Source organism: Galactobacter sp. (assembly GCF_022712295.1).
Lineage (GTDB): Bacteria > Actinomycetota > Actinomycetes > Actinomycetales > Micrococcaceae > Galactobacter.
In genome coordinates, this window is record NZ_JALAGT010000177.1 from 1 (window position 1) to 11,920 (window position 11,920).

The 11,920-nt window shown below is 67.7% G+C and carries 10 protein-coding genes; 4 read left to right on the forward strand and 6 right to left on the reverse strand.

Going from position 1 to position 11,920, the window contains the following annotated elements; genetic code table 11:
• Positions 1-207: 207 nt before the first annotated feature.
• Positions 208-2,322: a PASTA domain-containing protein gene (locus Q0A15_RS12740; RefSeq protein ID WP_291279902.1), complete on the forward strand. Its 2,115-nt coding sequence runs from the start codon at positions 208-210 to the stop codon at positions 2,320-2,322.
• A gap of 128 nt (positions 2,323-2,450) precedes the next feature.
• On the opposite strand, the gene Q0A15_RS12745 is transcribed toward Q0A15_RS12740, so the two are convergent.
• Together Q0A15_RS12745 and Q0A15_RS12750 are read right to left on the reverse strand one after the other, a co-directional pair.
• Entirely contained in the window at positions 2,451-3,236 is a 786-nt protein-coding gene (locus Q0A15_RS12745; RefSeq protein ID WP_291279903.1) for a nucleoside phosphorylase, read from the reverse strand.
• Positions 3,236-4,591: a class II 3-deoxy-7-phosphoheptulonate synthase gene (locus tag Q0A15_RS12750; protein WP_291279910.1), complete on the reverse strand. Its 1,356-nt coding sequence runs from the start codon at positions 4,589-4,591 to the stop codon at positions 3,236-3,238. The genes Q0A15_RS12745 and Q0A15_RS12750 overlap by 1 nt, the downstream gene beginning before the upstream one ends.
• Before the next feature lie 186 nt (positions 4,592-4,777).
• Here Q0A15_RS12750 and Q0A15_RS12755 point away from each other — a divergent pair, with 186 nt between their 5' ends.
• From Q0A15_RS12755 to Q0A15_RS12765, 3 genes are all read left to right on the forward strand, one after another.
• Positions 4,778-5,569 (forward strand): alpha/beta fold hydrolase, encoded by a 792-nt coding sequence (locus Q0A15_RS12755; RefSeq protein ID WP_291279904.1) that lies wholly within the window; start codon positions 4,778-4,780, stop codon positions 5,567-5,569.
• The gene (locus Q0A15_RS12760; protein ID WP_291279905.1) at positions 5,566-6,102 is read left to right on the forward strand and encodes a hypothetical protein; all 537 of its coding nucleotides are present in this window, start codon (positions 5,566-5,568) and stop codon (positions 6,100-6,102) included. Before Q0A15_RS12755 ends, Q0A15_RS12760 begins: the two co-directional genes overlap by 4 nt.
• Positions 6,103-6,291: 189 nt before the next feature.
• On the forward strand, positions 6,292-8,043 hold the full coding sequence (locus Q0A15_RS12765; RefSeq protein ID WP_291279911.1) for a long-chain fatty acid--CoA ligase: 1,752 nt from the start codon (positions 6,292-6,294) through the stop codon (positions 8,041-8,043).
• 52 nt (positions 8,044-8,095) lie between these two features.
• Here Q0A15_RS12765 and Q0A15_RS12770 read toward each other — a convergent pair whose 3' ends face one another.
• The 4 genes from Q0A15_RS12770 to Q0A15_RS12785 all read right to left on the reverse strand — a co-directional run.
• Positions 8,096-8,542: a hypothetical protein gene (locus tag Q0A15_RS12770; RefSeq protein WP_291279906.1), complete on the reverse strand. Its 447-nt coding sequence runs from the start codon at positions 8,540-8,542 to the stop codon at positions 8,096-8,098.
• Complete coding sequence (locus Q0A15_RS12775; RefSeq protein WP_291279907.1) at positions 8,539-9,231, reverse strand: hypothetical protein; 693 nt, start codon at positions 9,229-9,231, stop codon at positions 8,539-8,541. Before Q0A15_RS12775 ends, Q0A15_RS12770 begins: the two co-directional genes overlap by 4 nt.
• Positions 9,232-9,317: 86 nt before the next feature.
• On the reverse strand, positions 9,318-10,736 hold the full coding sequence (locus Q0A15_RS12780) for a mycothione reductase (protein ID WP_291279908.1): 1,419 nt from the start codon (positions 10,734-10,736) through the stop codon (positions 9,318-9,320).
• A 156-nt stretch (positions 10,737-10,892) separates the two neighbouring features.
• Positions 10,893-11,920 (reverse strand): biotin/lipoyl-containing protein (locus Q0A15_RS12785; RefSeq protein ID WP_291279909.1); only part of this gene is annotated, 1,028 nt, incomplete at its 5' end.

Consider the following 11,920-nt stretch of genomic DNA (forward strand, 5'->3'; position numbering starts at 1 on the left):
CCCCGCCGCGCCCTCCCGCCCCGCCCCGCCCCCGCCCCCCGCCCCCCCCCCCCCCCCCCCCCGCCCCGGGGGGCCCCCCCCCCCCCTCGTCTGGGGGGGGGGGGGGCGACCCCCGTTCCGGCACCCCACCGCTTTCCGTGCAACCCCGAGCCTGCCGACCGGACGCCCTCCCTGGCCTGCGGCCTCTCCTGCCCTAGGATCGAAGACGTGACTGAAGCCGAACGCGCTGACCCGATGATCGGGTCACTCCTCGATGAGCGTTACGCCATCGAGCGGCGGATCGCGCGCGGAGGCATGGCCACCATCTACCTGGCCATGGACACCAAACTGCAGCGCAAGGTCGCCGTGAAGGTGCTCTATCCGCACCTGGCGGAGGATCCCTCCTTCGTCCGCCGGTTCGAGGCGGAGGCCATCGCCGCCGCCAAGCTCTCCCACCCGCACGTGGTCTCCGTCTACGACCAGGGCGTGGACGGCGACACGGCCTACCTGGTCATGGAATACGTCCCGGGGGCTACGCTTCGGGACGTCATCAAGACGCAGGGACGTCTCTCCCCCCGTGCCACCCTGCAACTCACCGATGCACTGCTCTCCGGTCTCGCCGGAGCTCACCAGGCCGGTCTGGTGCATCGCGACGTCAAACCCGAGAACGTGCTGCTGGCACCGGACGGCCGCATCAAGGTCACCGATTTCGGGCTGGCCAGGGCCGCCTCGGCGCATACAGCCACCGGAGCGCTCATCGGGACGGTGGCCTACGTCTCCCCGGAGCTCGTCACCGGCACGCCGGCGGATACGCGTTCGGATCTCTACGCCGTGGGCATCATGCTCTACGAGATGCTCACCGGCGCGCAGCCCTTCACGGCGGAGACCGGCTGGCAGGTGGCTCTCAAACACGTCAACGAGACCGTCCCTCCCGCCGGGGAAAGCGTGGTGGGACTGGCGCCAGACCTCGAGGAGGTCGTGGCCTGGTGCACGCGTCACGACCCTGAGGACCGCCCGCATGATGCGGAGGCCCTGCGTCAGGAACTAGACCACATCCGGGCAGGTATGACACCGGCCCAGTTGGACCTGGGTGAACCGCGGACCACCCTCTCCACCCTGCTGGCCTCCACGCTGGCCGTACTGCGGCGCTCTGATCCGGCCCGCGCAGCGGGTTCCGGAGCCAACGCATCCACGAACGCAGCGGCCCGCGGCACCACCGTAGTGGGCCAGGCCGGCGACCAGGACGCCACCGCCGCGGTGCGTCCGACCGACCCGGAAGCCCCGACCGAGGCACTGCGCGCCTCCGGTGCGACGACAGCGAACACGCGAGCTCTGCCCGTGCACGGCGGCCGGACCGACCAGGACGCGGCCGAGGCACGCAGCGCCGCCACACCGATGGGTACCGATCCCACCGGCACCACCAAGCTGGGCGCGCCCCACACCGTTCCCCGACTCCCCCGGGACACCGCTCAAGTCTCGACCTCAGCAGAGACCCGGCCGCTCAGCAATCGCGAGGAACGCGCGCTCATGCGTCGACGTGCCAAGGAAGCGCAGCAGCCCACCACCTTCCTGCAACGACCCGGCGCCAAGAAGCGGGTCGCCATCTGGCTGAGCATCGTGATCATCGTGGCCGCCCTGTTGGGCGGGGCGGGTTGGTACTTCGGCGCAGGCCCGGGCGGCAAGGTCCTGATCCCCGACCTGCAGGGCAGGAGCGCGGCGCAAGCCACCGCTGATCTGTCCGACCAGGGACTCTCCGTCAAGGAGAAGAAGGTCTTCGACGAGACGGTGGGCCAGGGAAAAGTCGTGGGCACCGACCCGGAAGCCGGCGAACACATCCGTAAGTTCACGCCGCTGACCGTGATGATCTCGAAGGGGCCGCATCTCTACGCCGTACCGAATGTGGTCGGCATGACGGAAGACCAGGCCACGTCCGCGCTGGAGAAGGCCCATCTGAAGGCCGGCACCATCACCGAGGACTACGACGAGTCCGTGGACGTGGGCAAGGTTCTGCGCCAGTCCGAGGAGACCGGTGCCACGTTTCGCTCAGGCACCACGGTCTCCCTTGTCCTCTCCAAGGGCCCAGCGCCCATCGACGTCCCGGATCTGAAGAACCTCGACGCTGACGCCGCTCAGGCCCTGCTCTCAGCAGCCGGACTCGGATCCGTTCAGGGTGAGGACGTCTTCTCCGATGACGTCGAGGCCGGCCGCGTGGCCGAGCAGAGCCCCGAGGCAGGCAGCAGCGACGACAAGGGCGCCACCATCACGTGGCATCTCTCCAAGGGGCCGGAGAAGACGGGCAACCCCTTCGTGGACATCTGGGACGACTTGATCGGCAACCGCTGAGGCTGCCCCGCCTCCGACGGCCCCGGCCCGAGCTCCGACGGCACATGAGAGCATTCGAGGCGGGCCCTGATGCAGGGCCCGCCTCGAATGGCGTGAGCGCTCGTGTGGAGCGCCGAGGTACGGCGGGTTCAGTCTCCCAGACGCACCACTGCGTCCAGCGCCAGGTCCAGCGCCACCGCACGCGAAGCGATGCCCCAGCCACGCGGATCGTGCCCGTCCAGGTCCACCAGGGAATCGGCCGTGTAGAGCAGTTGAGCGAACTCCACACCACGGAAGTCACAGACGGCGGCCAGCGCGGAGCATTCCATGTCCACCACGTCGCACCCGCGGGCCAGCCGGTCCTTGATGACGGCAGGCGTCTCACGATAGAAACCGTCGGTGGTCCAGGTGACCACGTCTCTGTGATCGCGCCCGGCCTCGTCGAGGGCTGCACGGACCGCGGCCACGGGCCCCGGTTGCAGGTCGATGAAGTCCTCCGAGGCCGCGTAGTGGTAGCTGGTTCCCTCGTCACGCATCGCCTTCACCGGGACCAGCATGGCGCCTTCCTCGGTGTCGTGCAGCGCGCCGCAGGAGCCCACGGCCACCACGTGTTCGGCGCCCAGATTGATGCCGAACTCCAAGTTCTGTACCGCGGCAGGTGCCCCGAGCGGGGCAAGGACGATACCGACCTCGACGCCGTTGTGGGTGGTCACGTAGTACGGGAAGTCCCGGGTGATGGACTCCAAGGTCACGCGGGTTTCCCAACCGCCCTCACGGGCGAACCGGTCCACAGTGGTGCCGAGGAATGCCATCACGAGCCGGGACGGCAACGTGTCCGGGGCGTGGGCTTCACGGTCCCAGCCGCCGATCAGGTCCTTGGGGTCGTCGTCGCGATCCAGGATCGGGGCCGCGCCCCGCACGAAGCCGTCGGACATCAGCGCTGGGTCAGCCCCTCTGAGACGAGGAAGGCCAGTTCGAGCGACTGGGCGTGGTTGAGGCGGGGATCGCACACGGACTCGTAGAGCTCGTCGAACTGTTCCTCGCGGATCGGGTCGGCACCGCCCAGGCACTCGGCCACGTCGTCGCCGGTCATCTCCACGTGCAGGCCGCCGGGCACGGTGCCAAGGGACCGGTGGACCTCGAAGAAGCCACGGACCTCGTCCATGACGTCGTCGAAGCGACGCGTCTTGTAGCCGTTCTGGCTCGTCACGGTGTTGCCGTGCATCGGGTCGGTGACCCAGACGACCTGCGCTCCGGTGTCACGCACCGCCTCCACGACCGGCGGCAGCGCCTCACGGATCTTGGATGCGCCCATGCGGGTGATGAAGGTCAGGCGACCGGGCTCCCGCTCGGGATCCAGCTTCTCGATCAGGTCGATGGCATCCTGGCCGGTGGTAGAGGGGCCGAGCTTCACGCCGATGGGGTTCTTCACACGGGACAGGAAATCCACGTGGGCGCCGTCCAGTTCGCGGGTGCGCTCACCGATCCACAGGAAGTGGCCCGAGGTGTCGTAGGGGTCACCGGTGCGGGAGTCGGTGCGGGTCAGAGCACGCTCGTAGTCCAGCAGCAACGCCTCGTGGGCGGCGAAGAACTCGGTGGTCTTGAGCGCCTCGAAGTCCGCGCCGCAAGCACCCATGAAGTTCACGGCGCGATCGATCTCCCCGGCCAGCTGCTCGTACTCGTGGTAGGCGGGGTTGGCCATGAAGCCCTGGTTCCAGGAATGCACGCTGCGCAGGTCGGCGAAGCCACCCGTGGTGAAGGCGCGGATCAGGTTCAGGGTGGAGGCCGCCGTGTGGTAGGCCTGCACCATCCGCTTGGGATCGTGTCGGCGAGAGTCCTCGGTGAACTCGTAGCCGTTGACGATGTCGCCGCGGAAGGCGGGCAGCGTCACGTCACCACGGGTCTCGGTGTTGGAGGAACGCGGCTTGGCGAACTGGCCTGCCATCCGCCCCATCTTGATGACGGGCATCTGAGCGCCATAGGTCAGGACCACGGCCATCTGCAGGATGGTCTTCACGCGGGCCTGGATGCGGTCGGCGGTCGCTGCGGAGAAGGTCTCGGCGCAGTCGCCTCCCTGGAGCAGGAAGGCCTCACCGCGGGCTGCGGCGGCCAGGCGGGACTTCAGCACGTCCACCTCGCCTGCGAACACGAGCGGGGGCAGCTTACCGAGCTCGGCCACTGCGCGGGCGTGTTCCGGTGTGCCGCTCCAGTCAGGCTGCTGTTTGATGGGCAATTGCCGCCAGAGGTCGAGTGCGGGGTCGTTGGCGGGGCCCGACTGAGTGCCGGCCATGATGCGCTGAGCTGGTTGAGTCACCCTTCCATCGTAGTGGTGCGGGCGCCCGCCTCACCAAGCGGCGCGACTCCCTGCGGGATAGCCGTGTAACACGCACGTCATACAGGCCGGATGTGCCCGACGACCCGTGGCCGGCCACCGCAGCCACCGCGCCACCGCGGCTGCGCCGGTAGGCTGGATGCCATGGAGTCCACGCAGCTGTCAGCGCCTGCCGGAGTGGAGCCCACCGGCACGGGAGTCCTGGTGATCCACGGTTTCACGTCCACGCCCGGATCCATCAGGCCGTGGGCGCAGGCATGCAACGAGGCGGGCCACACCGTCTCCACGCCGATGCTGCCCGGTCACGGGACCCGCTGGGAGGATCTGATCGAGACCCCGGCCGAGGCGTGGTTCGAGGCGGTCGAGGACGCCTACGACGCGTTGGCCTCGACGGTGGATCGGGTGGCGGTCTGCGGCCTCTCCATGGGTGGCGCGTTGGCCCTGCACCTGGCAGCCGTGCGCAGGCCGGTTGCGGTCTATCTGGTGAACCCGGCACTGACACCTCACCCGTTCGCCATGAGGCTGACGCCTGCACTGAAATACATGAGGCGCAGCGTGGCAGGCATCGGAGGCGATGTGGCCAGACCCGGTTCGGCCGAACCGACCTATGAACGGACCGCAGTCGCGGCCGTGGCGCAATTGGCACGCCTCCAGCGCCAGGTCCGGGGCGAGCTCCCTGGCATCTCGGCACCCGTGACCCTCTTCCGTTCCGATGTTGACCATGTGGTCTCCGACGCCTCGGTCGCCGCCGTGCGTAGCGGGCTGCGGGCTGACGTCGATTACACACAGATTCCGTTGCATGAGAGTTTCCACGTGGCGACCTTGGACTACGACGCAGATCTGATCGCGTACCACACCCTGACCGATCTTGAACGTTTCACCCCGTCCGGCCCTGCAGCGGGAACCGGTCGCCACCGCGGGAAGGAGGGCGCATGAGCACATCACCGCAGGGCCCAGACGATGTGTGGGCCGACCTCGTGGCGCGTTTGGAAGCCACCGATTCCTCCTCCGTTCCGGACTCAGGATCGGAGTCAGACCCCGGTTCGGACCCCAGGGCGGGCACCGGGCCGGAACCGGCCGTTGAGGAGGCTGAGCCCAACCCGGCCACGAACCAACCGCGCTTCCCGTCCCTGGAGGGTCCCGTCGTCGGGCCCCTGGCACCGCGCGGACCGCGCGATTGGGACGAGTCGGAACTGGAGCGGGCGGAGGCCGCGCTGGAGGAGGACTCCGACTTCGTTCCTGAGACCCCGGGACCGGTCCTGGCCGGGCGTCCCGGCGTCGTGATCGCGTGCATCGCAGCGGTGGCGATGCCGATCCTGATGCTGGTTCTGCTCATCGTCGCTCCGGGACGGATCCCAGGGTCCGGCTGGGCCATGATGGGTCTGACCGCGATCGTGGCACTGGTGTACCTGGCCTGGAGCCTGCCACGGCACCGTGCGGACGACGGTGACGACGGCGCCAGGGTGTGAGGCGAGTCTCACGCAGCACCATTTCCTTTGTTACTCTTGAGTAAGCAACGGCGCTGACCTACAGGTCTGCGGACGTAACACCCCACCATCGGCCCGGACCGCCTCCGAGCCGAGCCGACCGACCCGGAGGTCACACCAGTGCGAGAGATCAATGTCGAGGCCCTGGCCACCAGTTCCGACGACACCGTCATCCCCACCCTGCTGACCAGGCATCTGGATGCCGGCCGCAATCCCGCACTCTTCGCCCGCCAGGACTCCACCGGCGCCTGGTTGCCGGTGTCCGCGCAGGCCTTCACGGACGACGCCAGAGCGGTCGCCAAGGGTCTCGTGGCCCGCGGGGTGCAGCCCGGAGACTCCGTGGCTCTGATGTCCCGTAATCGCTACGAATGGTCCCTGCTGGACTTCGCCATCCTCTTCGCAGGCGGCGTCACGGTCCCCGTCTACGAGACCTCCTCCCCCTCCCAGGTGGCATGGATCCTCTCCGATTCCCGCTGCGGAATCATCGTCACGGAGACCGCGGCCCACGCATCCACGGTCAAGCGTGCCGCCCGGGATGCCGATCTCTCCGGACTCCGCGACCTGATGGTCATGGACAACGGCGACCTGGATTCATTGAGGGCAGACGGGGCCAGGATCAGTGACGCGGAGCTCTCTTCCCGCACCGCGAGCCGCCGCAAGACCGATACCGCCACGATCATCTACACCTCCGGCACCACCGGGAGGCCCAAGGGCTGCGCCCTGACTCACGCCAACTTCGTGGACCTCAGCGACAACGCGCTTGCCATCCTCTCCGACATCGTCAACGAGCGGGCATCCACGCTGATGTTCCTGCCGCTTGCCCACGTCTTCGCCCGCTACATCGCGATTCTCGCGGTGGCGGGCGGAGCCATGGTGGGGCACGTCCCCGACCTGAAGAACCTGGTCCCGGACATGCAGTCCTTCAAGCCCACCTTCCTGCTGGCCGTACCCCGCGTGTTCGAGAAGGTCTTCAACGGAGCCCTGCAGAATGCTCAGGCAGGCGGCAAGGAGAAGATCTTCATGGCCGCCGCCCGCACCGCCGCCGAGTACTCCAGGGCCTCACTGAGCGGCGAAGGCAGGATCCCGCTCGGCCTGAAGCTCAAGCATGCGGTCTTCGACAAGTTGGTCTACTCCAAGGTTCGCCAGGCCACCGGTGGACGCGTGGCTCATGCCGTCTCCGGCGGGGGCCCCTTGGGTGAACGCCTCGGCCACTTCTTCAATGGCGTGGGCATCACCGTGCTGGAGGGCTACGGCCTCACCGAGACCACTGCACCGGTGGGCGTGAACACCCCTGAACGCATCAAGATCGGTACCGTGGGACGCCCCCTCCCCGGAAACGCCTACCGCATCGCAGACGACGGCGAGATCCTCGCCAAGGGCGTGTGCATCTTCAAGGAGTACATCAACCGCCCGGACCTGACGGAGGAGGCCTTCGACGGCGAGTGGTTCCGTACCGGCGACCTCGGGTCCTTGGACGAGGACGGGTTCCTCACCATCACCGGGCGCAAGAAGGAAATCATCGTCACCGCAGGCGGCAAGAACGTGGCCCCTGCCATGCTGGAGGATCAGATCAGGGCCGCAGCCCTTGTATCCCAGTGCATCGTGGTGGGCGAGGGCCGCAAGTTCGTCGGGGCCCTGGTCACCTTGGACGAGGAAGTACTTCCGGCCTGGCTGAAGCGCCACGAGTTGCCGGAGGACACCCCCCTTGACTCGCTGCTCACGCACCCCCAGGTCCTGGAGGACGTGCAGGCTGCCGTGGACGCCGCCAACCAGAGCGTCTCCCACGCCGAGGCCATCAAGAAGTTCTCCATCGTGGGAACCGACTTCTCGGAAGAGGCCGGCTACCTCACCCCGAGCCTGAAGATGCGCCGCCAGGTGATCCTCAAGGACTTCGCTGCCGACGTGGACGCGCTCTACTCCTGATCCGCCGGCCCCGATCTGTCAGGCCTGTCACGCCGGCGCAGCAGACCTCTGCTCAGCCCAACAGGTCCAGGATTCCCAGCCCCGCTGCTCCGAGCAGACCGGCCCAGGTCAGCGACGCGAGCGTCCCGACCACGAAGCGTTCTGACGCCTCTGGAGTGGACAGTTCCTTGAAACGTCCGAGCCCCTTCACGGCCACGACCGCCGCCACGATGGTGTATTCGCCCAACAGCACAGCACCGGTCACGGCCACACGTTCCAGGAGCCCGATCCAGAGCCCACCGCGTAGCAATTGCGCCGCCGTCCTTCGGTCCGCGCTGTCCGCCGAGGTCGTATCCTTTGAGGATTCTTCGACGGCAACGTCCGGCTGCGACGTGGCGGCATCGCGCCGGTCGCGCTTCTTGGACCAGCCGCCTTCCGACCACCGCAGGATCAGCGCGACGAGCGGCCAGCCCGTCAGCGCACTGAGCACGAGGGCGGCGATGATCACCACGACGGTCATGAGGTCTCCTCCGACTCGGTCGGGTTCTGCGTTGCGGCAGCCACCGCGGCATCCGCTCTGTCAAGCAAGCGGGCCACGGTGCCCAACGCCTTGGTCTCGAGTTCCCAATCGGCGGAGCGCAGCCGCTGACTCAAGGCTTGATGGCTGATGCCCAGTTCCTTGGCGACGGTGCTCAGCGCGGCTTTGGAATCCTTCGCCCGAACCCGTTCGGTAGCCTGGACGGCCGCCCACCCACCGTCTGTGCGTCGGCGCCAGATCGTGGCCAACAATCCCAGAGCGGTGTCTGCATCGTCCACCGTGGCTCTGTTCGGGTCCAGAGCTTCAGGATCGGAGGTGGTGGCGGGCAACTGGCCCACCACGAGCACGGATGGCGCCCGCCCCTTGACCTCCTCGGCCGCGCGTCGGGCGGCGAGGAAGGCGCCGCCACGGGCCGCCCGGGTGCTGGCGGGATAAGGGCGCTGAACCGTCCCCAGGCCTACGGCCACATGCCACTCGCCGACTTCCGCCAACGCACGGCAGGCCGCCACGACGTCCGCGCCCGAGGCCAGCACCCCTTGGATCTCGTCACCGACGGTCCGTTCGAAGCCCAGCGCAGGACGCAGCGGGAGGGCCTCCAGCACTGACAAGGCTGCTGGGATCAGGTCCTCGGAAGATCTGGACCGCGCCTGGTCCGCATTCACGACGAACATCTTGCAAGCTTATAACCTTGAATCTGAGTATTCAAGGTTATTTCCTTTCCATATTGCCCGCGAACGCCTGGCTCGACCACCACGGTTCAGAGCGCGGCGTCGTCCAAGTGCTGCGTTTCAAGCGACAGCAGCGCGTTCTCCACGACCTCGGTCAGAGCCGGATGGATCCAGTAAGGACTCCTGGCCAGGGCATAGGCATCCTGGTCGAACACCATGGCCTGCACCAGTGGCTGGATCAGGATCGAGGCCTGCTCCCCCATCAAGTGGGCCCCGAGGATCTTGCCGGTGGAACGCTGCGCGATGAGCTTGACGAACCCCTCCTGATCTTCCAAGGCCCAGCCGTACGCGGTGGATCCGTAGTCCTGAACGGCCACGGCGATGTCGTCGGGATTCTCCGCCCGCTCCCGCGCCTCCTGCTCCGTCAGACCGACGGTGGCGACCTGCGGGCGCGCGAACACCGCGGCGGGCACGGCCCGATGATCCGTTGCGCGCAGGTTGGCCGGACGTTCAAGATTGTGTGCCACCACTCGTGTCTCACGGTTGGCCACATGCTTGAGCTGATACGGATTGCAGACGTCCCCCAGGGCGAAGACCCCGCTCACGGGAGTCCCGTCGGAGAGCACCCGCTGATAGTCGTCCACGGAAACCCGCTGGTCCGCGGTCAGGTCGAAGCCGACGGATGCCGCACCAACGCGATCGGAGTTGGGGACCCGACCGGTGGCCAGCAGGACCACATCCGCGCCGAGTGCCAGGGTCTCGTCGCCCCGGGTGAAGCGCACCTCCACGTCGGCGTCCGCGCCCGTACCCAAGCTGGTCAGTTGCCAACCGCGGTGCAGCTCCCAACGCTTCATGGCCGCTGCCGTGAAACGCTCGGCCACCGTGGAGTCGCCGTGACGCAACAGCTGCTGCCCTCGAATCACCTGGATCACCTCGGAACCCAACCCGGAGAAGATGCCGGCGAACTCGGCCGCGATGTATCCGCCTCCCACGATCACGATGCGCTTGGGCAGGCGGGCCAGTCGCATCACGGTGTCCGACGTGTGTACCCCGGGGGTATCCACGCCGGGCACGTCAGGCAGTACCGCGCGGGAGCCCGCGGCGATCACGATCTTGTCAGCGGTCAGCACCTTGCCGCTCGTGGTGGTCAGCTCATGCTGCCCGGTGAAGTGGGCCTCCTCCTCGATGAGGTCCACGTTCTCCAGCTCGTCCGCGCGGTAGCTGCGACCGCCTGCGGAGATGGCATCCACCCGCCCGAAGATCCGGTCGCGGATACCGGGCCAGTCCACCGCGGTGCGCTGCAGGCTCACTCCGAGTCGCGACGCCTCCTCCGGCGCCGCCCCGAATGTGGAGGGGAGAACGAACATCTTGGTGGGGATGCACCCCTTGTTGAGGCACGTTCCCCCGAAGACCCCCGACTCGACGATGGCGACCCGCTTGTCGTCCCAGTACGGGGTGAGCAAGGAGTTGCCGGAGCCTGAACCGATGACGATGAGGTCGTAATGCATACCCCCATCCTTGCACGCTCCCGCCCGCGCCACCTACGAATTCGTAACCCGCGCGCTGACGTCCGCCCTACCCACGAAACGACGTCCGCCCTGGCCACGAAACACAGGGCCCGACGGGTGGTTCGCACCACCCGTCGGGCCCTACTGTTCTGCTTCTCAGGCGATCTCGAGGATCAGGTCCCCACCCTGCACCTGAGCGGTGTCTGCCAAAGCCACACGCTTGACGGTGCCGCCCACCGGCGTGGTGATCGCCGCCTCCATCTTCATGGCCTCGATGGTCGCGATGGTGGAGCCGGCCTCGACCTCATCCCCCACGGCCACGGTCACAGTGACGGCGCCGGCGAAGGGCGCCGGAACGTGACCGGCCTGGCTGGGATCTGCCTTCTCAGCCGTTGCCACGGTGGACTCCACGCTGCGGTCGCGGACCTGGATGGTGCGCCCCTGGCCGTTGAGGGTGCACATCACGGTGCGCATACCCTTCTCGTCGGGCTCGGAGATCGCCTGGATCTGCGCCAGCAGGCGCACACCCTTGCCCAGTGAGATGACCGTCTCACGGTTCAACTCGGGACCGTAGAGGTAGTCGCGCGTGTGCAGCACGGACACATCGCCGAACTGCTCACGAATGGACTCGAAGTCCCGTGTGGGTCCGGGGAAGAGCAGGCGGTTGAGCGTGTTGCGTACCGTCTCCGGGTCCTGCGTGAGAGCCTCGGCATCCTCCGGCTCCAGGTCCTCGAGGCGCACCTTGATATTGCGTCCCTCCAAGGCCTTGGAGCGGAACGGCTCGGGCCAGCCTCCGGGCGGGTCGCCCAGCTCGCCCGCCAGGAACCCGATCACGGAGTCGGGGATGTCGTAGGCCTTGGGATCGGCCTCGAACGCGTCGGGGTCCACGCCTGCACCCACCAGGGCCAGGGCCAGGTCACCGACCACCTTGGAGGACGGAGTCACCTTCACCAAGCGGCCCAGGATGCGGTTGGCCGCCGCGTACATGTCCTCGATGGCCTCGAAACGTTCGCCGAGCCCCAACGCGATGGCCTGCTGACGCAGGTTGGAGAGCTGACCGCCGGGGATCTCGTGCCGGTACACACGACCGGTCGGCCCCGGCAGTCCCGACTCGAAGGGCTTGTAGATCCCCCGCACGATCTCCCAGTACGGTTCCAGATCGGCAGCGGCGTCCAGGCTCAGGC